This window comes from Phycisphaeraceae bacterium (genome assembly GCA_019636675.1).
Classification (GTDB): domain Bacteria; phylum Planctomycetota; class Phycisphaerae; order Phycisphaerales; family UBA1924; genus JAHBXC01.
In genome coordinates, this window is record JAHBXC010000003.1 from 14763 (window position 1) to 40104 (window position 25342).

The 25342-nt window shown below is 70.6% G+C and carries 19 protein-coding genes; 18 read left to right on the top strand and 1 reads right to left on the bottom strand.

Going from position 1 to position 25342, the window contains the following annotated elements; all coding sequences use genetic code 11:
* Positions 1-128 precede the first annotated feature (128 nt).
* Together KF684_10370 and KF684_10375 are read left to right on the top strand one after the other, a co-directional pair.
* Entirely contained in the window at positions 129-1523 is a 1395-nt protein-coding gene (locus tag KF684_10370) for a hypothetical protein (GenBank protein ID MBX3353322.1), read from the top strand.
* Between the two features lie 9 nt (positions 1524-1532).
* Positions 1533-2942, top strand: coding sequence for a hypothetical protein (locus KF684_10375; GenBank protein ID MBX3353323.1), 1410 nt, complete (start codon positions 1533-1535; stop codon positions 2940-2942).
* 39 nt (positions 2943-2981) lie between these two features.
* On the opposite strand, the gene KF684_10380 is transcribed toward KF684_10375, so the two are convergent.
* Complete coding sequence (locus KF684_10380; GenBank protein MBX3353324.1) at positions 2982-4379, bottom strand: 3-deoxy-7-phosphoheptulonate synthase; 1398 nt, start codon at positions 4377-4379, stop codon at positions 2982-2984.
* Positions 4380-4731: 352 nt separating this feature from the next.
* Here KF684_10380 and KF684_10385 point away from each other — a divergent pair, with 352 nt between their 5' ends.
* The 16 genes from KF684_10385 (at position 4732) to KF684_10460 (ending at position 25333) form a co-directional block, all read left to right on the top strand.
* The gene (locus KF684_10385; protein ID MBX3353325.1) at positions 4732-5265 is read left to right on the top strand and encodes a hypothetical protein; all 534 of its coding nucleotides are present in this window, start codon (positions 4732-4734) and stop codon (positions 5263-5265) included.
* A 104-nt stretch (positions 5266-5369) separates the two neighbouring features.
* Positions 5370-6398 (top strand): DNA polymerase III subunit delta, encoded by a 1029-nt coding sequence (holA, locus tag KF684_10390; protein MBX3353326.1) that lies wholly within the window; start codon positions 5370-5372, stop codon positions 6396-6398.
* Between the two features lie 118 nt (positions 6399-6516).
* Complete coding sequence (locus KF684_10395; protein ID MBX3353327.1) at positions 6517-7680, top strand: hypothetical protein; 1164 nt, start codon at positions 6517-6519, stop codon at positions 7678-7680.
* 148 nt (positions 7681-7828) lie between these two features.
* Positions 7829-9604, top strand: a complete 1776-nt coding sequence (locus KF684_10400) for a hypothetical protein (GenBank protein ID MBX3353328.1) — start codon at positions 7829-7831, stop codon at positions 9602-9604.
* Positions 9605-9743: 139 nt separating this feature from the next.
* Positions 9744-10817, top strand: coding sequence for a substrate-binding domain-containing protein (locus KF684_10405; protein ID MBX3353329.1), 1074 nt, complete (start codon positions 9744-9746; stop codon positions 10815-10817).
* A gap of 170 nt (positions 10818-10987) precedes the next feature.
* Complete coding sequence (locus tag KF684_10410; GenBank protein MBX3353330.1) at positions 10988-14032, top strand: VWA domain-containing protein; 3045 nt, start codon at positions 10988-10990, stop codon at positions 14030-14032.
* Between the two features lie 33 nt (positions 14033-14065).
* Entirely contained in the window at positions 14066-15118 is a 1053-nt protein-coding gene (locus KF684_10415) for a MoxR family ATPase (protein ID MBX3353331.1), read from the top strand.
* 161 nt (positions 15119-15279) lie between these two features.
* On the top strand, positions 15280-16605 hold the full coding sequence (locus KF684_10420; protein ID MBX3353332.1) for a hypothetical protein: 1326 nt from the start codon (positions 15280-15282) through the stop codon (positions 16603-16605).
* Positions 16606-16656: 51 nt separating this feature from the next.
* Positions 16657-17625, top strand: a complete 969-nt coding sequence (locus KF684_10425) for a DUF58 domain-containing protein (GenBank protein MBX3353333.1) — start codon at positions 16657-16659, stop codon at positions 17623-17625.
* Complete coding sequence (locus KF684_10430; protein ID MBX3353334.1) at positions 17622-19667, top strand: BatA and WFA domain-containing protein; 2046 nt, start codon at positions 17622-17624, stop codon at positions 19665-19667. The genes KF684_10425 and KF684_10430 overlap by 4 nt, the downstream gene beginning before the upstream one ends.
* Positions 19668-19794: 127 nt before the next feature.
* Positions 19795-20253 (top strand): hypothetical protein, encoded by a 459-nt coding sequence (locus tag KF684_10435; GenBank protein ID MBX3353335.1) that lies wholly within the window; start codon positions 19795-19797, stop codon positions 20251-20253.
* Between the two features lie 24 nt (positions 20254-20277).
* A complete protein-coding gene (aroC, locus tag KF684_10440) occupies positions 20278-21471 on the top strand; it encodes a chorismate synthase (GenBank protein MBX3353336.1) in 1194 nt (397 codons plus the stop codon).
* A 190-nt stretch (positions 21472-21661) separates the two neighbouring features.
* Positions 21662-21910, top strand: coding sequence for a hypothetical protein (locus KF684_10445; GenBank protein MBX3353337.1), 249 nt, complete (start codon positions 21662-21664; stop codon positions 21908-21910).
* Positions 21911-22080: 170 nt separating this feature from the next.
* Positions 22081-23379 carry a hypothetical protein gene (locus KF684_10450; GenBank protein ID MBX3353338.1) on the top strand — a complete coding sequence of 433 codons (1299 nt, stop codon included), beginning with the start codon at positions 22081-22083 and terminating at the stop codon, positions 23377-23379.
* A 116-nt stretch (positions 23380-23495) separates the two neighbouring features.
* Complete coding sequence (locus tag KF684_10455; GenBank protein MBX3353339.1) at positions 23496-24629, top strand: hypothetical protein; 1134 nt, start codon at positions 23496-23498, stop codon at positions 24627-24629.
* Positions 24626-25333 carry an HAD hydrolase-like protein gene (locus KF684_10460; GenBank protein ID MBX3353340.1) on the top strand — a complete coding sequence of 236 codons (708 nt, stop codon included), beginning with the start codon at positions 24626-24628 and terminating at the stop codon, positions 25331-25333. The genes KF684_10455 and KF684_10460 overlap by 4 nt, the downstream gene beginning before the upstream one ends.
* Positions 25334-25342: the final 9 nt, after the last annotated feature.

The following is a 25342-nucleotide window of genomic DNA, read 5'->3' on the forward strand; positions in this document are numbered from 1 at the left end:
CGTGGGCGCCGCCGCGAATCCCGCCCCCTCGCCCCGCTTGCGGGGAGAGGGCTGGGGTGAGGGGCGGAGATGACTGCAGCGCACTTTCCCCTTCCATTCCCCGGACAACCCTGCTATTTGTAGAAACCATGGCAACATCCAAAGACAAACCGGGGAGGTTCGTCGTCCGCGCCCTGAAATGGCTCGGCGCCGGCGTCGTCACCCTCGCCCTCCTCGCCGGCGCCGGGTGGGGATACCTCGAATGGCGCTTCGGCATCCCCGAGGAGCCCGACGCCGTGGCCGCCCTCCTGCGACTGCAGGACGAGGCCGTCCCCCCGGGAGACGACGCCTGGCCCCTCTACCGCCAGATCATCCTCGAGGAGTACGCCATCCTCGATCTCGAGCCCAGATGGCAGCAGCGCGCCGGCGATCTCTACCAGCGCACCGAAGGGTTGATGAATACGCACCGCATCAACTTCGCAGGCGGCGAGTGGAGCGACCCAAGTTTCGAGCCGCTCCGCGAAGTGCTCGCCGATTCCCAGCGACTCCTCGCCTTGTTCGACGAGGCCGCCGCGCGCCCGGCCTGCCGCTTCCCGATCCACACCGAGGGTGACGAGCTCCACGGCACGCGCATCCCGGGCGTCACGAAGCCCTACTCCTCTTTCGCCATGTTCGGGCCGGCCGCCGCGCTGCTGCGAATCCAGACGATCGCGATGGCGTCGATGCGCGACCACGCGTCGCGGGGCGAGTGGGACACGGTGCGCCGACGCCTCGGTTCGCTCATCGCCTTCACGCATCACCTCCGGATGAACCGCGGCATTCTCGGAACGCTCTCGCTCAATCAGGAATCCGAGGTCCACCTGTGGGTCTGGCGTCTCGCGCACGAGTTCCAAGCCGACGCCGCCGAGGTCGACCGCCTGATCGCCTTCCTCGAAGACCTCGACCCGCCCGGCGCCATCACGCACCTGCTCAAAGAACAATCGCTGCTCGTGCCCGGGATCGTGTACATCTACACGCCAGAGTTCATCCTGACCGACCGCGAGACCTGGGCGGACGCGTGGGAAGCGCCGCGCGCGCGCAAGGTCACGAAACAACTGCGCCGCGCGCTGCGCCAGACCTACGCCGAGTTCGAGAAGCCCCGCCACGAGCGCACGCCGGTCGCGCACGAGATCCCCGAGGGGCTCGACCTGCCGCTGACCGCGTGCCAGATCCTGATCGACGACTGGGACTTCCTCGCGATGAACCGTCGCGCCGCGCTCGTGGGGCTGCATATCGAGCGCTTCCATCGCGAGCACGGGCGCTGGCCCGACACGCTCGACGAGGCGTTGCCCGACACGGCGCTCGCGCAGATCGGCCCGGGGATGACGCTGGAGTACGACCCCACGCCCTCTGCCTGGTGGCCCTACCAACTCTCCGGGCCCGAGGGGATGCCCTACCGGCGGATCCAATTACGGCTCCTCACCCGCGACCCGGGCCCGGCGATCATGCCGAAGTTCAAATGGGACGACGACGAGCCGCAGCCCGGGGCCCCGGCGAGCGATTAGACCGCAGCGATGACCACACCTCCCCCTACGCTCAAAGCACTCAACGCGCGCCGCGTGGTGCTGCTCGCGCTGGGCGCATCGGCGGCGTTAGGGCTGCTGATCGTCGTGAGCGTTGCTGTGTTCGCGTACGCGAAGGTGCGCGCGCCTCGCGACCAGCCCGACCGGTACGCGTTGTTTCTCGCGTTGATGGACGAGCGCCACCCGGGCGGCGACGACGCGCTCCGCTTCTACGAGTCGTTCCTGAGCGACGCGTCCAGCCCCCTCCTCCAACTCGGCGCCCCCGGCCAGACCGGCGACGAGATCATCAAGCACCTCCGGCACGCGACGCAGATGCTGGCGTACACCGGCTGGGACGACCCGACGCACGCGAGCGCGAGAGCGGCGCTCACAGGCGCCCTGCCCATGCTCGACGCGCTCTCGCCCCTCGTTGGCATGCCGCGTCTGCGCCCGCTCGACGAGCGTCGTGGCGACCCACAACCGGGCATGCTCGAGGCCCTGCACTACGGCAACCCATGGATAGAGACCGTGTCGGCGGTGTGGCGCCTCGCGGATATCAACACCTTCGCGATCGCGGACGCGGCGGAACGCGCCGACTGGGACGAGACACTCTCGCGCCTGCGCGTGTCGCGCGCGATCGCGGGGCACCTGGGGGGCGTGCCGCACTCCTCCACATCGATCACCGGCACGCACATCGAGATTCTCGCCGGTGTGGAGGCGGTCCGCGCCGCGCGAAACCCCAACGCCGACCTGCGCGCCGTCGAGGCGCTGATCCGCGAGATGGAGACCCCGCCGCGCTTCGACCCCGACGCCCAGCGGCTGTTCGAGGGCGAGACGCTCGTGATCCTCGACATCGCGCACGCGCGATACACGGGGCGCGCCATCTCCGTCGCGGCGGTGCTGCAGCCCGGGTTTGACGACTTCCGCGCGCGCGTCGAGCGATTCCGTGCCGCGACGGAAGCGTGGATGCGCCTCCCCCCGGCCAGCCGCGGCGAGGGCCCGGCGTTCGACGACTACTTCGAGAAACACGATCCCCACGCCTTCCCGCCGCCGGTGGTGGAGCACTGGATGGCGCCGGGCTTCCCGATGCTGGCCCGCCGGATGTGGAGCGTCGAGACATACCACGCCGCCACGCTCGCGAACCTGCGCCTCGAACGCTTCCGGCGAACGCACGGGCGCCTGCCCGCCACGCTCGAGGAAGCCATGACGCGCGACCAGACCCTCGACCCCGTCAGCGACGAACCGTTCGAGTACGAGATCAACTCCGACGGCAAGACCTATCGCCTGCTCGCCCCGCCCGGCGCGACGCACCTCAACGAGTCCGAACGCGATCTCTCGTTTGTCAGGCCCGAGATCCCCGCGTACATCACGGGCGTGCGCCCCGACCCGCTCGCGATCCCGGGTGAGCAGCCGCAGCCATGACGACGCGCGGGCGGCGTGCCGTGTGCGAGGCGACCGCCCTCACCCCCGCCCCATCCGCTCCGCGATCCGGAACGCCAACTCCATCGCCTGGTGGTAGTTGAGGCGCGGGTCGCAGGGGGACGCGTAGTTGCGCGTGAGGTCGGCTTCGGTCATGCCGCCGGCGCCGCCGACGCACTCGGTGACATCGTCGCCGGTGAGTTCGAAGTGGACGCCGGCCAGGGGGACGCCCGCGCCGTGGTGCAGGTCGAAGGACTGGTCGAGTTCGGCGCAGATGTCGTCGAACGAGCGGGTCTTCACGCCGCTGGCGGTGGTCATGGTGTTCGCGTGCATGGGGTCGCAGAGCCACAGCGCGCTCACGCCCGCGTCGCGGACCGCGGCGAGCAGGCCGGGCAGCGCGCCGGCGATGCGCGACGCGCCCATGCGCGCGATGAACGCGAGGCGCCCCGGCTCGTTGCGCGGGTTGAGGGCGCGGGCGAGCGCCAGCACCTCGTCGGGCGTCGTCTTGGGGCCGACCTTCACCCCCACGGGGTTGGCGATGCCGCGGAAGAACTCGATGTGGGCGCCGTCGAGGGCGCGGGTGCGTTCGCCGATCCAGGGCATGTGGGTGGAGAGGTCGTAGTAGCCCTCGCGCCGGGGCACGCGCCGGGTCTGTGCGCTCTCGTAGGGCAGGTGGAGCCCCTCGTGGCTGGTGAAGAACTCGACGCGCGACAACTCGTGGACGCTGTTCTCGCCGATGGCCTCCATGAAGCGGAGGGCGTTGGCGAGGTCGTCGCGCATCTTGACATACTTCGTGCGCAGCTCGGGGGTGAGGGCGGCGTGCGAGAAGAAGGAAAGGTCCCAGTATTCCGGGTGGTGGGCGTCGGCGAAGCCGCCGTCGACGAGGGAGCGGATGAAGTTGAGGGTGAGGGCGGCGTGCTGGTAGCCGGCGACGAGGAGCGCCGGGTCGGGGCGCCGGTCGTTCTCCGTGAAGGCCGCGTGGTTGATGAGGTCGCCGAAGTAGCTCGGGAGCGTTTCGGACCCTGCCGGGGTCATGCGGGTCTCGGTGAGACTGCTGCGCGGCTTGGCGTACTGGCCCGCGATGCGCCCGATGCGGACGACGGGCTTCTTGCCGCCGTGGACGAGGACGAGGGACATCTGCAGGAGGATCTTGAGCTTGTTGGTGATGACCGAGGGGGTGCAGTCGGCGAAGGTCTCGGCGCAGTCGCCCCCCATAAGAACGAATCTCCGGCCCTGCTGGGCCTGAGCGAGCTCGCTCTTGAGGCGCTCGATCTCCCACGAGGTGACCAGAGGCGGCAGGCGGCGCAGCGTCTCGACGGCTGCGTCGAACGCGCGCTCGTCGTCGTAGCGGGGGCCGGCGGGGGCGGGCGCGTTGCGCCACGACTCTGGCGTCCACGAGTGCGCCGGGTCGTCGTGATGGTGCTGGTCGCTGTCGTTCACGGGTGTTTCAGAGGGGTGAAGGCGCACGGCTCGCGTCGTGATCTCGGGGCAATCGGGCGGACAGGGCGGGAACTGTATGTTGTTCGGCGCGGCGGGCGCGCAGAGGGCGGCGCCGGGGGAGCGACGGGGTCGAACATGAGCAGAAAGTGAAGAAAATTCGTGCGCGGCGCTTCAGCGATTTATGTTGGACCTGGGACAAGCCGATGGGCATCGTCGGACGGGCGTTATTCGGCGGTGAGTAGGCCGGCGCCCCCAACTCGACCCGAGCACAGACGGGCCGAGGGCACCGCATTGTGGCTGTCGCTGCGCACTGAATATGCAGCCGGCCCCTCACCCAGACACGGAGCATCCCATGCCCACGACTTCTCGCAGATCGTCCAAGACCCGCTCGACCCGCAAATCGACCGCCCGCAAGACCACCAAGCGCAAGACCGCTTCGAAGACCGGCGCCCGCAAGAACACCGCCAAGAAGACCGCCAAGCGCAGCACCGCTCGCAAGACCGCGAAGCGCTCCACCGCCAAGCGCAGCACCGCGAAGCGCTCGACCGCCAAGAAGAGCACCCGCAAGCCCGCCCGCAAGACGGCCTCCAAGACCGGCGCCCGCAAGAGCACCGCCCGGAAGACCGCCAAGCGCACGACCGCGAAGCGCAGCACCGCGAAGCGCTCGACCGCCAAGCGCACGACCGCTCGCAAGAGCGCCCCGCGCACCAGCGCGACGAAGCGCACCACGACCACCAAGTCGTCGCGCCCGGCCGCCAAGCGCACCAGCGCGAAGCGCTCGACCGCCCGCAAGACCACGAGCCCGAACCTGCGCCTCGTCGGCTCGACCCGCTTCGGCGCGTCGCGCACGACCCGCTCGCGCACCTGGGCCCGTCGCGCCGCCTGATCGGCCAGCGACCCCTCTCTCACGAAACACCGGCCGCGTCGGAGAGCATCCGACGCGGCCTGTTTTTTCGCCCACGGGTGGCCGGGGGCTGATACGCTTGCGTCATGGCCCGCGCCGCGTCCAAACCAGCGTCTTCCGAGGTGGGCGCCCACACGCGCATCGCGGTGTACCACGGCTCCGACCCCTTCCTGCAGGGCGAGCGGGTGCGCCAGCTGCGTGAGGCGCTGCAGGCCGCCCACGGGCCCGACGGGGTGGATGTGTTCGGCTTCGACGCGCAGTCGGCGCAGATCGCGGACGTGCTGGACGAGTGCCGCTCGTTCGACCTGATGCAGCGCCAGAAGCTGGTGGTCGTCGAGAACGCGGACAAGCTGGTGGCGGGCGACAACCGCCCCCTGATGGAGCGCTACGCCGCGGCGCCGGCCGAGCACTCGACGCTGGCGCTGAAGGCCGGGAAGTGGAACCGGGGCAACCTCGACAAACTCATCGAGAAGGTGGGCGTGATCATCAAGTGCGAGCCCCCCACGGCGGCTGACGCGGCGAAGTGGGCGTATTTCCGCGCGCAGAAGCGTCACAGGGCGGAGCTCGATCGCGACGCGGCGGTGGCGCTCGTGGAGCGCGTGGGCGCGGACCTGGGGCGGATCGACACGGAGATCGCGAAGCTGGCGTCGGCGGCGAGCGGGGACGACGCCACGCCTCGGATCACGCTGGCGCTGGTGCACGAGCTGGTGGGGCGCACGCGCGAGGACGAGGTGTGGTCGATCCAGTCGGCGATCGCGACCGGGGACGCGTCGGTGGCGCTGGGGGCTGTCCGGGACGCGATCCGGATCGCGCGCCACCCAGAGACGCTGGTGGCCTTCGCGTGCGTGGACCTGGTGAAGAAGCTGCACTCGCTGGCGTGCCTGATGGAGCAGGGCGTGCCGGCGATGCCGGCGACGAAGCGCGCCGGGTTCTGGAAGGACGGCGACGCGTTCGTGCCCCTGGCGCGCCGGGCGGGCCCGGAGCGTCTCGCGGCGCTGCTGTCGGCGGTGGTCGAGGTGGACAGGCGGAGCAAGACGGGCCTGACGGACCCGGAGATCGGCTGCGAGGTGATGGCGGTGCGCATCGCGAGTTCGGGGGCGCGCGCCGGGGCGTGAGCCGGGCGGGCGGGGTCGATTTCTGCGCTGCGTCTGGGATTTCCGGGCGTTTTCTGCCGATGATGCGAGGAGACCACGGCGCGCGCGTTCCGCCGCGCCCCGACGACGAGGTGTGCCCGTGACGAGACTGCTCGGAATCGACGCTGACCGGACGACCCTGACGCGCGTGGGCGCTCTGGCGCTGTGCGCCGGGCTGACGCTGTCCCTGGTGGGCTGCGCGTCGGGCGGGGGCGATCTCGAGAGCCCCACGGTCGCGACGCCTTCGCGCGAGGGCGCGCCGCCCGACGACGACCTGGAGGCCCAGCTCGCGGAAGACGCGTCGATGCTGGAGCAGTGGTTCGAGCAGGGCTCGCGCGAGGCGCAGTCGCGCCGCGACGCGGAGCTTTTCAACGACGAGACCGCGCGGACGATCACGCGTGCGCCGGTCGACCCGGTGATCGACGACGCGCCGCCGCCCTCGGTGAACGCCGGGGTCGCGATCGCGGAGGACGAGGCCGAAGAGATGGAGATCAGCGTCCCGTCGCTGGAGCCCGAGCCGACGCTGGACCAGCGGATCGAGCGCCTGACGCTGGAGCTTGCGACGCGCCTGCGCGAGCGTGCCGACGCCGGAGAGCAGCCCCTTCGCACGCTGGCCTCGCTGGCTGCGCTGGAGCTGATCCGCCCCGGCGCGTTCGACAACCCGGCGGCGGCATCGCTGCTGACCACGCGCGAGCGCGACGCGCTGGCCCTGTGGCGCGACATGCTGCGCTACGCGGGTCGCACGCTGGAGGAACACGACTCGGCGACCTCGATCCTGCGCGCGCTGCGCGTCGCGAGCGAGCAGGCGCGCGAGTTCGCGACGCTCGAACTGCCGCGCGTCGCGCTGTGCTCGCGCGTCGACGGGTTCGGGCAGTTCACGCCGATCCAGAACCGGGCCCTGCTCGCGAACGCGCGCCACCGGCTCGGGCTGTACGTCGAGGTCGACGGCTTCGGCGCGCGCCAGACGCTCGACGTCGCGGGCGAGCCGGCCTTCTCGGTCGAGCTGTCGCGCGAGCTGTCGCTCTACCACGACGCCGACGGGCTGCTGGCCTGGCGTCGCCCGGCGAGCGACATCACCGATGTCTCGCGCAACCGGCGGCGCGACTTCTTCCTCTCCGAGGTCATCGAGCTTCCCCAGACGCTCACCGTCGGGTCGTACCGGCTGAAGATCACCGTCACGGACCGCGTGACGGGGGCGATCGCCGAAACGATCGTGCCGATCGACGTGGTCGCGGATGTCGCGCTGACCCGCGGCACGCGCTGATCGCGCCCGCCGGCGCGAACACAGTCCGAACAGGCCCGGGCCGATTGGAACCCGCGAAGGGTTCGGGCCGTTTACTATCGGGAAGGGAGCGCTCGCCCCGTGTCGGGGAGGGCGCGTCCAGGGCGTGCTGACGCCGGAGGGACGGGCCATGCGCGAGATTGAAACCGTGCTGCGAGGGGCCGCGTGGCGCCTGTTCACGACGCGCCTTCTGGCGTCGCTCGTGTGGGGCGCGACGGTAGCGTGCGCGGCGCTCGCGTTGCTGCTGGCGGCGCAGCGCGTGTTCGCGTTCACGGTTGACTGGTCAGTCGCGTGGGCGGCGACGGCGGCGGGCGTGCTGGTGTATGCGCTGGCGTCGGCGACGCTGCGCCGGCCCGACAAGCAGGGCGTGGCGCGTGTGGTCGACGAGGCCGCCGGCCTGCGTGAGTCGCTCTCGACGGCGCTGTGCGTCGCGGGTCGCGACGACGCGTGGAGCCGCTCGGCGGTCGAAGCGGCGGACGAGCGCGCGAAGACGGTCCGTCTGGACCGCGCGCTGCCGGTGCGTGCGCCGCGTTCGTGGTGGTCGCCGGTTGCGCCGCTGGGCGTGTTCGCGCTGGCGTGGTTCCTGCTGCCGCAGTGGGACCTGATGGGCGCGCTGGCGGCCAGGCAGGCCGAGCAGCAGCGCGAGGTCGAGCTCGTGAGCGCCGTGACCGAGTCTCGCGAAGCGGAGCGCAAGGTCGAGGCGGCGCTGCGCCAGCTCGGTCGCGAGGACCTGATCCCCGAGGACGGCGCTCATTCGGAGCGTCCGACGCCCAAGACGCCCGACGAGGTGCGTCGCGCGTCGATCCGGCGTCTGTCGAGCGTGGCGGAGAAGCTGGCCGAGCTGCAGAACACGCCGCAGGCGATGAGTCTGGAGCAGATGAAAAACCGCATGGCGGAGCTGCGCCAGCCGGGCCCGGGGCCGATGAACGAGATGATCGAGGCGCTGCAGCGCGGCGACTTCCAGGCGGCGCAGCGCGCGCTCGACCAGATGCAGGCGAAGATGGACGCCGGGCAGATGTCCCCCGAGGAGATGGCCGCCGCCCAGAAGCAGATGGAGGACCTGGCGAAGCAACTCGAGCGGCTCGCGAAGGACGCGCAGGAGCTGGCCGAGGCGCTCGAGAAGGCCGGGCTGGACCCCGACCTCGCGAAGGACCTGGCGGCGCTCGACGAGATGCTGAAGAAGGACGGCGCCGGGCTGACCAGGGAACAACTCGAACAACTCCAGAAGATGCTCGAAGCGACGCGCCTGTCGCAGGACCAGCTGCAGGGCATGTGCGAGAACATGACCATGGGCGGCATGGACGGGCTCGCGGGGATGATGGGCGGGCTCGCCGGGCAGCAGGGCAACGGCGCCGCGAACCGGGAGGCCCTCGGCGAGGCGCTGGCGCAGCTCGACGCGCTCGCGAAGCAGGGCGCGCTCGACGAGTTGCAGAAGATGCTCGAGCAGTGCGAGGAGTGCGGCGGCTCGTGCGACGCGGAGGGGAACTGCACGAACGGGATGTGCCCCCACGGGAAGATGGCGAAGCGTCCCGGGGGCGGCGCCGGGGTGGGGCATCGCATCGGTGATCCCGAGCAGCACGACAAGACCTTCACGACCAAGCTCGAGCAGGCGGCCGGGCAGGGCAAGGACGGCCCGGTGATCGCGCGGACCTTCATCGAGGGCGTGCAGATCCGGGGCGAGTCGCGCGCGTCGTTCGAAGCGGTCGCGGTGGCGGCGGAATCGGCGGCGGCGGAAGCCATCGACGACCGGCGCGTGCCGCGCGAGCACCACGACGCCGTCAAGCGGTACTTCGGTCGCCTGAAGAGCGCCGTCTCGGGCGCGCCGGCGCCTGCCCCGACCCCCGCCCCGGCCCCCGCGCCGGCCCCCGGGGACGCGGCGCAGGGCAGCGCGGGCGCCGGGAACTGAGCGGGGGTTCGCGCATCGGAAGCGTTCGCGGCGTGAGGGGGCTACTCTCGCGTCCGAGAATCGCCGATAGTTCGTGCCGCGCTGGGGTCGATGACGCCCCGGGCCGATGAATGGCCGAACGCCTCAGTGGAGACCCGCCTTGTCGCTACCTCGCCGCCGAATCGTGCTCGGGATTGCCGCCCTTCTCGCGTCTGTCGCGCTGACCGGGGCGTCGCCCGAGTCGGTCGCGCTGGCGTCGAGCGATGATGGGCTCGTGGTGTATCTGGCGGCGGACGAGCGGCTCGCGCGTCCGGTGATCGAGGCGTTCGAGCGCCGGGCGGGCGTGAAGGTGCGCGTGGTCGCGCACGACCCGACCTCGGTTGAGCCCCTCGCGGCCCGCGTGAAGGCGGCAAAGGCCGACGCGATCTGGTCGAGCGAGCCGTTGCGCGCCATCGCGCTGGCGCACGAGGGCGTGCTGGCCCGTCACGACACGGCGACCGCCCGGGCGCGCGACGCGCAGTGGATCGGTCGCGAGTCGCGCTGGCACGGGTTCGCGGCCAGTCTGGGCGGCTTCGCGATCAACTCGGCCGATGTGCTCGAAGCCCCCAAGGACGAGTTCTCCGAGGGTCGCTGGCAGTTCCGGCACGCGTCGTCGCCGGTGTTCTCCTACGGCATGTTCGTGATCGGTCGCCCGGAGACGAGCGATTCGATCGCGCACCTTGCGATGGTCCACTCGCTGTGGGGGACCCCCCACTTCCAGACATGGTGCTTCCAGAGTCGGCGCCAGGAGATGCGCGTGCTGCCCGACGACGCGGAGGTCGCCAGGGCGGTCGCGCGCCGCGAGGCGGGCGCCGGTCTGCTCGATTCCGCCAACGCGGCGATGCACGCGAGCGAGGGATCCCCGATGCGCTTCGTCGCTGTGGACCACGAGATCCCCGTCCCCGGGACGATGGAGGTCCAGCACAGCGGGCTGATGGTGATCCCCCAGGTGGTCGGCGTGGTCGAGAGCGGCGCGAACCGCGCCACCGGGGCCCGGTTCGTCGATTTCGTGCTCTCTCCCGACGCGGAGCGCCTCCTGATCGCCGGCGAGCGCGGGCTGGCGCCCCTGCATCGCGATCTCGCGACGGAGTTCAAGGCGAAGGTCCCCGGGCTGGTGTCGACGGTGAACCTCGACGGCGCGGCCGAGATGGTCCCCGAGACGCTGCGCATCTTCCGTCGCGCCTTCCCCGAGTGAGCGCCGGGCCTCTCGCGTGGCCCCCCTCTTTGCTGTAGTCTGACGCTGAGCCCGCCCGTCGGCGGCCTGCGCGTTGGCGCGCCGAACCGGCGGGGCCCTCCGGGCGAATCAGTCTTCGAAGGGCCCGGCGTAGGGTTCGCGCAGGGGGGACTCGTCCCGAGCAGACCACCGTGACACTGGGGCCCTTTCAGTTCGACTCGCCTTGGTGGCTCGCGCTCGCGCCGGCGTTGTGGCTGGTCGCGTGGTGGATGAGCCGGCGCGCGATCGCCGGCCTGTCGCCCGGGCTGCGACGGGTCGCGCTGGGCATCCGGCTCGCGCTCATCGCGGCGCTGGTGATGGCGCTGGCGAGGCCCCACTGGCGCACGCGCGTGGACGATCTCGCGGTCGTCGCGGTGCTGGACATGAGCGACTCGATGCCCCCCGGCAGCGCCGCGAGGGCCGCGACCTATCTCCGCGGGGGCGCGGAGCGCGCCGACGCGAACGACCGGCTCGGGCTCGTGCTGACGGCGGGGCGCCCGCTGGTCAGCGCGCTGCCCGGCGCGCAGGTGCGCGCCGTGGAGCCCTCGTACGAGTACGACACGGGCTCGACGGACCTGGCGGCGGCGGTGCGCCTGGCGACGGCGGTGCTGCCCGAGGACGCGGCGTCGCGGATCGTGCTGATCACCGACGGCAACGAGACCGAGGGCGGGCTGCTCTCGGCTGTCGAGGCGGCGCGGGCCGCCGGCGCGACGGTCGACGTGCTGCCGGTGCGCTACGACATCCGGCGCGAGGTGATCGTGGATCAGATCATCGCGCCGGCCAACGCGCGCCAGGGGCAGACGGTGAACCTGCGCTTCGTGATGACCTCGACTGCGCCCACGCGCGGGCTGCTGACCCTCTTCGCGGGCGACGCGCCCGTCGATCTCGACCCCGGCTCGCCCGGCGTGTCGGTCGCGGTCTCGCTGCGCGAGGGCGTGAACATCGAGAGCGTGCCGGTGACGCTGCCGGCGCAGGGGGCACAGCGCTTCCGCGCGGTGTTCGAGCCGTTCGATCCGGCCGACGACGCGATCGCCGAGAACAACGCCGCCGAGTCGGTGACTTTCGTCAGCGGCGAGGGTCGCGTGCTGGTGCTCGCGGATGCGCCCGACGAGCACGGCGCGCTCGTCGACGCGCTGGAGCGGGGCGGGATGGGCGTGGTGCTCGAGCAGACGCCGGCGTCGTTCGGCTCGCTGGTGGATCTGGCGGCCTACGACGCGATCGTGCTGGCCGGGACCGGGGCGTACGGCTTCTCGCTGAAGCAGCAGGAAGAGCTGCGCGCGTACGTGCACGACATCGGGGGCGGGCTGTTCGTGCTGGGCGGGCCGGGCGCGCTGGGCGCGGGCGGGTGGATCGGCTCTCCCCTGGCCGACGCGCTGCCGCTGAAGCTCGACCCGCCGCAGGAGCAGCGGACGCTCAAGGGCGCGCTGGCGATCGTGCTCGACGCGTCGGGGTCGATGAGCATCCCGGTGGGGAGCGTGTCGCAGCAGACCATCGCGAACGAGGCGGCGGCGGCGGCGGTGAAGACGCTGACGCGCTCGGACGAGGTGCTGGTGCTCGCGTTCGACTCGGTGACCAGGACAATCGTGCCGCTGGGCCCCAATGTCGACCCGGACGGGATCTCGCGGGCGATCCGGGGCATCGGGCCGGGCGGAGGCACGAACATGTTCCCCGCGCTGGCGCGTGCGGCGATCGAGCTGGAGAAATCGGACGCGGCGTCCAAGCACATCGTCGTGCTCTCGGACGGGCAGACGATGGGCAACCCCGAGGACGGGCGGCGCGCGGCGCTGCGCATCCGGCAGTTGGGCGGGACGCTCACCGGCATCGCGGTCGGGCCGGGCGCGGATGTGCGCCTGCTCGAGGACCTCTCGAAGGCCGGGGGCGGGCGGTTCTTCGCGCTCACGACCGAGCGCCTGGCGCAGACGCTGCCGGCGGTGTTCGTGCGCGATGTCCAGACCGCCCTGCGCACGCTCATCTGGGAGGGAGAGCAGGCGAACCCGACGATCACCGCGATCTCCGAGGCGCTGCGCGGCATCCCGGGGCTGCCCCCCTATCGCGGCTATGTCGTCACCACCGAGCGCGAGGGGCTGTCGCTCGTCACCGCGAAGACGCACCAGGGCGACCCGCTGCTGGCGCAGTGGCAGCACGGGCTTGGGCGCGTCGTGGTGTTCACCTCGGACGGGACCTCGCGCTGGACTCCCTCATGGGGCGCGTGGGACGGGTATCGCTCGTTCGTCGAGCAGCACGTGCGATGGGCGATGCGCCCGACGGGCAGCGCGAACCTCAATGTCGTCACGCAGCAGCAGGGCGACTCGACGCGCGTCATCGTCGAGGCGCTCGACGCGAGCGGCGAGCCGCTGAACTTCGCGCGGTTCCAGGGGCGCATCGTCGCGCCCGACGGGGTGAGCGCCGAGGTCGACCTGCGCATGACCTCGCCCGGGCGCTACGAGGGGCGCGCGCCCACGCCGGGCGAGGGCGTGTTCACGCTCAACCTGCGCTACGACACGACCGGATCGCCGGTCGATGCTGCGCCGGGCTCGCGCGAGCAGCTCGCGGATCGGGGGTCGGTGCAGGCCGCGATCGTCAAGCCCGCCGCCGCCGAACGGCGGACACTCACGAGCAACGACGCGCTGCTCGAGCGCGCGGCGATGCTGGGGGGCGGGCGCGTGCTCAGCGGCAACCCAGAGACCGACAACCTCTTCTCGCGCGAGGGCATGCCCCGCGCGTTCTCGGCGCGCTCGATCTGGCTGCCGCTGACGCTGCTGGCGCTGGTGGTGTTCCTGACCGATGTCGCGGTGCGGCGCGTGCGCATCGATCTGGAGACGATCCGCGCGCTGGCGGCGAAACTCTCGCGCAAAGAGGCGAAGGCCAGCGAGCAGCCCGTCGGCGCGCTGCGCACGGCGCGCGAGAAGGCCAAAGAGCGCATCGCGACGAAAGAGGCGGCGGCCGCCGCGGCGACCAAGTTCGAGGCGCGGCCTGCCCCGGTCGCGAAGCGCGCGAATACCACGGACGACGACGACCTCATCCCCCTCGACACCAACCCCGGCGCGCGCGAGCAGGTTCTCGCGCAATCCACCAAGGCCCGGGCCGACGACGCCGAGCAGGGGGGCATGTCGCGCCTCATGCAGGCCAAGAAACGCGCCCAGCAGGCGCGCCAGAACCCCGACCACCGATCCCTGGGCCCCGACGACACGAACTGAGCAGAGAGCGATCCACGGAGCACCACGATGGCCATGCCCGATCAGACCAACACGACGCGACCCGACGCCACCCCCGAGGAGGTGCGCGCCCGGTGCGAGCAGTTCCGCCAGACCTTCCAGCGACTCTCCGACGAGATCGGCAAGGTCATCGTGGGCCACCGCGAGATCGTCGACGGCGTGCTCACCGTGCTCTTCACCGGGGGCAATGTGCTCCTCGAGGGCGTCCCCGGGCTGGGCAAGACGCTCCTCGTGAAGACGCTCGCCGACACGCTGAGTCTGCCCTTCTCGCGCATCCAGTTCACGCCCGACCTGATGCCGGCCGACATCATCGGCGCGAACATCGTGAGCGAGGACGCCGCCACCGGCAAACGATCGTTCGAGTTCCAGAAGGGGCCGATTTTCGCGCAGATCGTCCTCGCCGACGAGATCAACCGCGCCACGCCCAAAACCCAGTCCGCGCTCCTCGAAGCGATGCAGGAGAAGTCCGTCACCGTGGGCGGCGTGCGCCACGCGCTCAACGCGCCCTTCCTCGTGCTCGCCACCCAGAACCCCATCGAGCAGGAAGGCACCTACCCCCTCCCCGAAGCGCAACTCGACCGCTTCACCTTCAAGCTCGAGGTCGGCTACGGCACGCTCGACGAACTCATGACCATCCTCGACCGCACCACCGGCGCGCTGACCCCCGATGTCTCGCCCCAGATCGACGGGCCGGGCATCCTCGAGATGCAGTCGCTCGTGCGCAATGTCATCGTCGCCCCCCATGTGAAGCAGTTCGCGGCCCGCCTCGCGATGGCCACCCACCCCGGGGGCGAGTTCGCGACCAAGGCCGTCAACCAGTACATCCGCTGCGGCAGTTCGCCCCGCGGCGCCCAGGCGCTCCTGCTCGCGGCCAAGGTCCACGCGCTGCGCGACGGGCGCTTCCATGTCGCCTACAGCGACATCAAGGCCATCGCGCTGCCCGCGCTGCGCCACCGCGTGATCCTGAACTTCGAAGCCGAGGCCGACCGCGTGAACCACGACGCGCTGGTGAAGGACATCCTGGAGAGGACGCCGACGGAGCCGGTCGCGGCGGGGGTGGGGGCGTGACGGTGGGCAATACCCAGCGATTGCTGCAGAGTCTGGCGATAAGCTGCGGCCTTGCCCTCGGCTGTTCTGCGTCGGCGCACTTTCTGGAACCGAGTCAGGTTCCTGTCGACAGACTGGTCGATCGCCTCAACGAATACCTTGCGGCAAACCCGAGTGATGCGGTGGCTCATTACCGACTGGCGAGAGTGCATTACCTCGCGTTCTCGATCGGGCAAGGCACGGTTGCTGTGCTGGGGGAATCGACGCCCGCGCCTGAACCAGCGAGTGACGACCGCCAGGCGTGGCAGGGATTGCGAGAGGACGGCAACCCCCAGCCAACCGCGCCTCCCAGAACACCCGATCAGCAGATCGAGCATCTCAACGCCGCGATCGTGCACTTCAACCGCGCGATTCGGCTTGATGGTGACAACGGCCTGTACAAACTTGGGCTCGCGTGCCTCATGGAGGAGGCGGCAGAGCGCCTCGACACGGTGACGCAGATCCCGCTCGATCCTGCCGTGTTGCGCGAGGGAAGGGGCGTCGACCACGAGGAGTTCTCTCGCATCCGATCGGTGGAGCAAGTCCGAGGAGAACTCCTGAAAGACAAGGTGCGCGAACTGTTCGACTGTGACGACGCATTTTCGAAGGTGCTCAATCGCGACTCGACCATAACCGCGATGTATCACCTTCGGAACGACCCGGACACACGCGTGAACTCCGTGGCCCGACGGCTCGTTCGCGTTGACTGGCGTGACCAGACATCGGCGCTGTACTTCGCCGCGTTTACGGATGCCGCTGGGTTTGCGTCCGTACACGCGATGCAACCGATCGGGGGCTTTCGATCGCTCGTGGCCTATCAGGCCGGCACATCCTATCTCCGTTACGCCGACTCCTTCGGCGAGCGCAACCGTGTGCGCAGGGACACAGTCGAAGCGGCGCTCGAGGCAATGCGGGCGCTCCCGCAATCAACCACGGTCACTCCCATCGTCTTCTCTCTCGACGAGCCACTCCCCCTCGCCGAACTCCTCTCCCCCGAGACGGTCGTGCGTTTCGACCTCGACGGCACGGGGCGTGGTCAGGCGTGGTCATGGGTCAGGCCCACCACCGGCATCCTCGTCTGGGACCCCACGCGCAGCGGCGTCGTCACAAGCGGACGCCAACTCTTCGGCAGCGTCACCTGGTGGATCTTCTTCGACGACGGCTTCCAGGCGATGCGCATGCTCGACGACGACGCCGACGGCGTGCTCTCGGGCGAGGAACTCGCCGGGCTGTCTGTCTGGTTCGATCTCAACGCCGACGGCGTGTCGCAGCCCGGCGAGGTCGTCCCCATCGAACGACTTCCTATCCGCTCCATCGCGACGACCTACGACTCGCGCCAGGGCGAGTCGTTCGTCAGCCACGCGGGGCTCACGCTCACCGATGGGCGCTCCCTGCCGGTGTACGACTGGGTGACGGCGCCGGTGGACGACGACGCCACGACCGACGAGAGAAGCGGAGCGAACGACTAACGAAGACCCTCCCCCTGCCCCCTCCCGCGAGCGGGAGGGGGGAAGAACAGCATGCTCAGAACCACTGCTCCATCCCGGCCAAAGTCTCTCGACGAACTGCTCGACGCGCGGCTCGTGGCGCAGTTGTCGCAGTTGGATGTCGCGTCGCGAAAGGTGTTTTCGGGGAAGTTGCAGGGCGAGCGCCGCAGCAAGCGGAAGGGGCAGTCGGTGGAGTTCGCGGATCACCGGCAGTACGCCGCGGGAGATGATCTGCGCCGGCTGGACTGGAACATCTACGCGCGCCTGGACCGGCTGTTCACCAAGTTGTTCCTCGAAGAGGAGGACCTGTCGCTGCACCTGGTGCTCGACGCGAGCGCGAGCATGGACTGCGGCGAGCCGTCGAAGTACCTGTACGCGCAGCGGCTGGCCGCGGCGCTGGGGTACATCGGTCTGGCGAACCTGAACCGCGTCGCGATCAGCGCGATGGCGGGCGAGACGGCGACGGCGAAGGACGACTCGGGCGCGTCGCCGGAGGATGCGCCCGGCGCAGCGCTGCGCGTTCTCCGCGATCTTCGCGGAAAGAGACGCATCCACGACCTCGGGCAGTTCCTCGTGAACCTCGAGCCGGCGGGGGGCGCGAACTTCCCCGACGCGGCGCGGCGCATCGCGCTCTCTCGGCGCGGGCGCGGCGTGATGGTCGTCCTCGCCGACTTCTTCTTCAAAGAGGGCTACGAGGAGGGGCTTCGCCTGCTCAAGGGGCGCGGGTACGACCTGTTCGTCATCCAGATCCTCAGCCCGCAGGAAGTGAGCCCCGAACTCGGCGGCGACCTGCGCCTCCGCGACACGGAGGACCGTGATCTGACGGAGGTGACGATCTCGGCGCCGCTGCTCAAGAAATACAAGCAGAACCTGGGCGCGTACATCGAGCAACTCCGGATGTTCTGCGCGCGGCGGGAGATCACCTTCCTCAGCGTGACGACCGACACGCCGGTCGAGTCGCTGCTGGTCGACTACCTGCGCACGAGGGGGCTGCTGTCGTGACCTGGCTGACGCCCATCCTGGCCGGGGCGGCGGCGGCGATCGCGATCCCGGCGCTGCTGATCCTGTATTTCCTGAAACTGCGCCGACGCGAGGTGGAGATCAGCACCACGCTCCTGTGGAAGAAAGCGATCGAGGACCTGCGCGCCAACGCGCCGTTCCAGCGTCTGCGCCGGAACATTCTTCTGTTCCTGCAGATGCTCGCGCTGATCGCGGCGCTGCTCGCGATCGCGCAGCCCGAACTCCGCGCGAGCCTGACCGGGGGCGAGCGCTTCGTGCTGATGATCGACCGCTCGGCGAGCATGTCGGCACGCGACGGCGCGCAGCCGGGCGAGACGCGCCTGGACCAGTCGAAGCGCGAGGCGCGTGCGTTCGTCGAGTCGATGCGCGAGCCGGGGCTGATCCGCTCGCTGGGCGCGCTGGGCGGGCCGAGCGCGTCGGACGAGGCGATGGTGGTCGCGTTCGACACCGGCGCGCAGGTGGCGCACCCGTTCAGCGGGAACAAGCGTGCGCTGCTGGCGGCGATCGACGCGATCACGCCGACGGACGCGCCGGCGCGGATCGAGGAGGCGCTGCGCCTGGCGGGGGCGTACGCGTTGCCTTCGAGCGCTGATGAGAGCGTGCCGCGCGCGTCTTCGGTTGCGGGGATTCAGCTGTGGTCGGACGGGCGGATCGCCGACGCGCCGGGTGCGCGGGTCGGGCCGGAGTTGCCGATCACGTATCGCGCGATGGGCGGGGCGGAGGCGTCGAACATCGCGGTGGTCTCGCTGGGTGCGGAGCGTCAGTTCGACGACCCTGCGCGCGTGAGCGTGTTCGTGGGGCTGCAGTCTTCGTCGGCGCGCGAGGCGACGGTGGACGTGGAGCTGTCGGTGGACGGGGTGGTGGCGTCGGTGCGTTCGATCGCGCTGCCGGCGCGCGACGGTGCGGGGCCTTCGGACTCGGGGATGGTGTTCACGATGAGCCAGCCGGGCGCGGCGCTGCTGCGTGTGCGCGTGGTGACGCCCGACGCGCTGCGCGGGGAGGACCTGCTCGAATCGGACAACACGGCGCACCTGTGGCTGCCCCCGGCGCGTCGTGCGAGCGTGCTGCTGGTGTCGAACGGGTCGCTGTATCTGCAGCTGGCGCTGGAGGGGCAGAACCTGGCGCGTCTGGACACGATGCGCCCGGAGGAGTTCGAGCGCGAGTCGCGCCGGCCCTCGGGCGTGCTGGCGAACTACGACGCGATCGTGCTCGACGGCGAGGCGTCGACGCGCGGGCTGACGGCGCTGCCGCCGGGCCGGTACCTGTCGCTGGGTGCGTCGCTGCCCTTCGAGGGCGTGTCGTTCTCGGAGGACGCGGGCCCGACGATCGTGGTGGACTATCAGCGCGACCACCCGGCGCTGCGCCACGCGGGTCTGGATCGCGTGGTGATCGCGCGGGCGCACGCGCTGGGGCTGCCGCCTTCGGCGCGCGCGCTGGCGAGGGGCGAGCGCGGCGCGCTGATCGCGGAACTGGCGGACGCGACGGGCGAGGCGCTGCTGCTGGCGTTCGACCCGGCGCAGTCGGACTGGCCCTTCGACGTGGGGTTCGTGGTGTTCCTGGGCGAGGCGATCAAGCGTCTGGCGCAGGGCGGCGCCGAAGCGCAGGGGATGCTTCGCCCGGGCGTGGTCGGGCGGGCGACGCTGCCGGGCGACGCGTCGGGGGTGTCGCTGGTGGAGCCGGGCGGCGCGACGAGCCCGGTGGTGATGAACGACGCCGGGGTGGCGCTGTTCGGACCGCTGCGCCGGGCGGGCCTGTACGCGCTGCGCTGGGACGGGACGGCGGGCGCGACGGACATGCGCGTGGGCGGGCGGGCCCAGCGACCGATCGCGGTGAACCTGCTCGACGCGTTCGAGAGCGATGTTCGCGCGAGCGCGACGCTGGAGCTGGGCGCACGCTCCGTGCAGGCGACGAGCGCGCGCGATTCGGGCGCCGGGCGCCGGGCGCTGTGGCCCTGGCTGATCCTGGCGTGTCTGGCGGTTCTGATGGTTGAGTGGTGGGTCTACAACCGCAAGGTGATGCTCTGACGCGGGTTGGCGTGGATGAGCGGGGATTCATCGCGGGTTCAGCGTGTCGTCACCGTGGTGTGCGAATGTTTCTGAAGGCGGCGACAGGCCCGGGATGGCCGGGTCGCCCCCTTGAAAGGAGACTTCCATGACCACTTCGGCTTCGCAGACTTCACTCTCTCCCCACACGCAGCCGGGCGATGAGACGCACCCGGTGGACTTCATCGTCGAGGGCAAGGACATGACCTCGGGCGTGTGGAGGCGCCTGTTCGTGCACGCGGACGGGAAGAACGCGGCGATGCAGGTCGCGTCGGCCCGCGGCGTGGAGGCGCACACCGTGCGTGAGGCGCACCCGGAGGACCGCCCGGAGACAGGCCCCGACGCGCCGCAGCGCGAGTTCGGCGTCGCGGGCTTCCTATCGGTGATCGTGGGTCTGCTGGGGGCGCTGACGATCCCCTTCGCGTTGACGATGCGTGCGGAGATGCCGACCTTTGCGCTGGTGACGGGGATTGCCGGGGTGTTGCTGCTGGTGTACGGGCTGGTGGGGACGGGGGTGTTCTACGCGATGCACCTGCGGAACCGTCGGCGGCGCGCCGGGGTCGCGTGAGGTCGGGCGTGGTATCGTGTGACGATGCCGCGACTTGACTACTCGACCGCTGGTGAATCGCACGGGCCGGCGATGCTGGCGCTGGTTCAGGGCCTGCCTTCGGGGCTGGCGCTGGACATGGGCCTGATCAACGGGGAGCTTGCGCGCCGGCAGGGCGGGTATGGTCGCGGCGGGCGTCAGCGGATCGAGACGGACCGTGCGGAGTTCCTGTCGGGGGTGCGGCTTGGGAAGACGATCGGGGCGCCGCTGGTCGTGCAGGTGGTGAACAAGGATTCGCGTCTGGACGATCTGGTGAAGACGCCGGCGATTTCGCGCCCTCGCCCGGGGCACGCGGACTTCGCTGGGAGCGTGAAGTGGCTGACGACCGACTGCCGCGAGACGCTGGAGCGTGCGAGCGCGCGCGAGACGGCGGCGCGGGTGGCGGCGGGGGCGATCGCGAAGTGTCTGCTGCGCGAGCTGGGGATCGAGGTGTTCGGGTTTGTGCGCCGGATCTACGACGCGGAGACGCCGATCGACCCGACGCCGGAGAACTGGCGAGAGTTGATGGCGAAGCGAGACGCGAGCGAGGTGTATTGCTACGACGAGGGGGTGGGCGCGCGGATGATCGCGGCGATCCGGCAGGCGAAGATCGACAAGGACACGGTGGGCGGGCTGGTGGAGGCGCACGTGTTCGGGTGCCCGCCCGGGCTGGGGTCGTGCGCCGACTGGCGCGACAAGCTGGACGCGCGCCTGGCGTTCGCGGTGATGGGCATCCAGGCATTCAAGAGCGTGGAGATCGGTTTGGGGAAGGAGTGCGCGTCGCGCGTGGGCAGCGCCGTGCACGACCCGATCGGGTACGACCGCTCGGCGCGCGGGACGACGACGCTGGGGTACACGCGGTCGAGCAACAACGCCGGGGGGCTGGAGGGCGGGATGACCAACGGGCAGCCGGTGGTGGTGCGAGGGGCGATGAAGCCGATCGCGACACTGCTTCGGGGGATGCCCAGCGTGGATCTGAACACCAAGCAGCCCGAGCAGAGCCAGTACGAACGGAGCGATGTGTGCGCCGTGTCGGCGGCGAGCGTGGTGATGGAGAACGTGGTGGCGTTCGAGATCGCGCGGGCGGCGCTGGAGAAGTTCGGGGGCGACTCGATGACCGAACTTCGGGCGAACCACGCGTCGTTTCTGGAGTTCGCGCAGGCGCTGCCCCTGGACCCTCCGACAGCGACGCTGGCGTGATTGGGCGCTGGCGATGAGCAACCGGCCGGGCGGGCGGGGCGTAGGTTCGTGGGCGTTGGTTTGACGCCCGGAGGGCCCGGGGGTACAAGCCACGGGCGGGAGCGCGGCTGGCCTTGGGCGTCCGGTCGCCTACCCTGACAGACTAATCCGAGACCGGCGACGCCGGTCCGTTCCCTGGAGTGCGTTTCAGATGCGGAAGAACAATCGCGGCATGGTGTTCGGGAGCGTCACCCTTCTGGGCGTCGCTGTGGTGGCGCTGGGCGGATGCCGCGCCGATCCGACCCCGGAGCTTCAGACGCTGTCGCAGCGTCCGGCGGATGTGAACAATCGCATCAACATCGTCGAGGACACGAACTGGCGCATGTTCAACCAGGACCTTGGCCGGGCGTTCTTCTATGACCGTCCGAGCCGCCTGACGCCGGGGCCTGTCCCCTACTGAACCGGCTTCGCGCCGGGGCGTGGGATTCATCGAATGTGATCCAGGGCCGCGTCGCGAGGCGCGGCCCTGTTCGTTGATGGGCGACGGGCTATCCTGCCAGCCCCATGACAGGGATAGGCGCCTTTCTGACTCGGACCGTCGGGTCGTTCCATCCCAGGACGATCCCGCTGATGAGTCGGGAGTCGTACCGGTGGGAGATGCGCGGGGCGGCGTTTTTCCCGATGGCGATCCCGTGCGTGGAGGCGGGCGTTCTGGGGATCATCGCGCAGAAGGTGTACGGCGCGCCGCCGTGGGTGGTGGCGACGATCAGCGCCGTGCCTCTGGTGGCGAACCTGACGAGTCTGCTGTGGGCGCGCCTGCTGCGTGGGCGGGACCGGGTGCGGTTCGTCAATACGCTGCAGATGGCGACGGTGGCGTGCGTGCTGCTGGCGGCGCTGGCGCCTGCGAGCCCGATCGGGCTGGCGATGCTGGTGGGGCTGATGGCGGTCGCGCGGTCGTGCCTGACGGGGATCATCACCGGGCGGAGCGATGTGTGGCGCGAGAATTACTCGCGCGGGGTGCGCGCGAGGGTGACGGGGAAGCTGACGACGGTGGCGACGCTGGCGGCGAGCGCGACGACGATCGCGCTCGCGCTGGCGATGCGCGGGTACGAGCCGGGCGACCCCTCGCCGCATCGCGTGGTGTTCGTGGGCGCGGCGCTGCTGGCGCTGATCGGCGCGTGGTGCTACTCGCATGTGCGCTGGCGCAGGCGATCGGGCGCGATGCTGTCGGAGCGCCGGGCGGACGAGGGCCTGCCGGGGTTCGGTCGCGGCACGCGCCAGATGCTCGACGTGCTGCGCACGGACCGGGACTATCGGAGGTTCATGGTCGCGCAGTTCGTGCTGGGCGTGCCGAACCTGGCGGCGCAGCCGGCGTTCCTGATCGCGCTGGACGAGCAGACGGATCTGGGGGCGGGACAGTCGATCGTGCTGGCGCAGGTGCTGCCCTTCCTGATCCCGGTGCTGACGATCCCGCTGTGGGCGAAGATGCTCGACCGGATGCACGTGGTGCGGTTCCGGACCTACCACGCGTGGACCTTCGTGGTGAGCAACGGGCTGATGGCGCTGGGGTTCTTCGTCGACAGTCTGACGGTGCTGTATATGTCGCGGATCGCGCTGGGGCTTGGCAACGCCGGGGCGATGATCGCGTGGAACATCGGGCACCACGACTTCGCGAAGCGCGACCTGGCGACGATCTACATGGGCGTGCATGTCACGCTGACGGGCGTGCGAGGGGCGATCGCGCCGTTCGTCGGGGCGGCCCTCTACACCGGCGTCGCGGTGTCGGCGATGGGCCTGGACTTCGGCCTGCCGGCGCTGAACGAGTGGACCTTCGTCGTGCTGACGCTGGGGAGTCTGGCGGCGGTGTTCGTGTTCGTGTGGCTGGACCGCACGATGGGGCTGAGGGGAAAGCCGGTCAAAGATGCTTGAAGAAGGCATTGGGCACGGGGCACGGGGCACGAGGGGGGAGGGAGCAGGGAGCAGGGAGTGGGGAGCAGGGAAGAGAGAGAGAGAGAGAGAGAGAGAGCGAGAAGGGAGAGGTGAGTATGGGACGGGCGTTTCGGTCGGACAACAACGCGGGGATCACGGACGAGGCGATGCGTGCGATGGTGGGGGCGAACGCCGCGCACGCGCCGGGGTATGGGGGCGACGAGTGGACGGAGCGCGCGGAGGCGGCGTTCCGCGACTTGTTCGGCGACGCGTTGCGCGGGGTGTTCTTCGTCGCGACGGGGACGGCGGCGAACGTGCTGGCGGTCTCGGCGCTGACGAGGCCGTGGCAGCGGGTGCTGTGCCACTCGCACGCGCACTGGAACGACGACGAGTCGACGGCGCCCGAGATGTACACGGGCTGCCGCACGACGACGATCGAGCCGAGCGCGCCGCCCCCGGGCGAGTGCGACGCGCGGTTCGCGCGACCCATCGCGAGCAAGCTGACGCCGGAGGATGTGGAGCGTGCGGCGATGGCGGCGAATCGTGGCGATGTGCACCAGCCGGCGCCGGGCGCGCTGACGGTCTCGACCTCGACGGAGTTCGGGGAGGTGTACACGCCCGAGGTGCTGCGCGAGGTGTGCGGCGTGGCGCACCGTCTGGGGTATCGGGCGCACGTGGACGGCGCGCGGTTCGCGAACGCGGTCGCGTCGGTGATGCGTCGTCTGGGGATGTCGTGGGACGATCGCGCGTCGGCGAGGCGTGTCTGCCGCGCGATGATCTCGGAGGCGGGCGTGGACGCGCTGAGTTTCGGGGGCACGAAGAACGGGCTGGCGCTCGGTGAAGCGGTGCTGCTGTTCGGCGACGCGGGCGTGCGGGCGAGCGAGGACCTGCCCTGGCTGCGCAAGCGGTCGGCGCACCTGCTGAGCAAGCACCGGTTCGTGAGCGCGCCGTTCGCGGCGACGCTGGAGAGCGGTTCGTGGCTGGCGTCGGCGTTCCACGCGAACGCGATGGCCCGGGAGCTGGCGTCGGGGCTGTCGGCGCTGGGGCTGAAGACCCCCTACTCGGTGGACGCGAACGGCGTGTTCATCCAGATGGACGCGGCGCTCGAAGAGTCTCTGCGGCGGCGCGGGTTCGGGTTCTATCTGTTCGGCGACCCGTCGTGGCGTCTGGCGAGGCTGATGTGCTCGTTCGACACGGAGCGGGGCGATGTGGACGCGCTTCTGGGCGCGGTGAAGGAGTCGATGGCGTGACGCTGATCCTGTTCGATATCGACGCGACGATGCTGACGACCAAGCGGGCCGGGATCGAGGCGATCGAGGAGGTCGGGCGCGAGCTGTTCGGCACGCGGTTCGCGATCGACGGCGTGTCGTTCGCCGGGTCGCTGGACCCGGTGATCATCGCGGAGCTGATCGCGCGTCACGGGGGCGAGCCCAGCGACGAGGCGATCCACGACTTTCGCGTGCGGTACACGGGGGCGTTCGAGCGTGCGCTCGCGTCGGAGCCGGGGCGCGTGCGTGCGCTGCCGGGCGTGCGCGACGCGATCGATTCGCTGCTCGCGCTGCGCGACAAAGAGGGGCTGACGCTGGGTGTGCTGACGGGGAACTATCCCGAGACGGGCGCGATGAAGATCGCGGGCGCCGGCATCGATCCCGCGATCTTCGAGGTGTGCGTGTGGGGGAGCGACTCGCCGCACAGGCCGCCGCGGCGCGAGCATCTTCCGCCGGTGGCGTTCGAGCGGTACCACGCGCGTCGGAGCGTGCGGATCGCGCCCGAGCGTGTGACGATCATCGGCGACACGCCGCACGACGTGTCGTGCGCGTTGCTCAACGGGTGTCGTTGTCTGGGGGTCGGGACGGGGATGTTCAGCGCGGCGCAGCTGCTGGAGTCGGGCGCGCAGCACGCGGTGGACGATCTTTCGGACACGCGTGGCGTGGTGGACTGGCTGCTGCGATGAGCGCGGGCT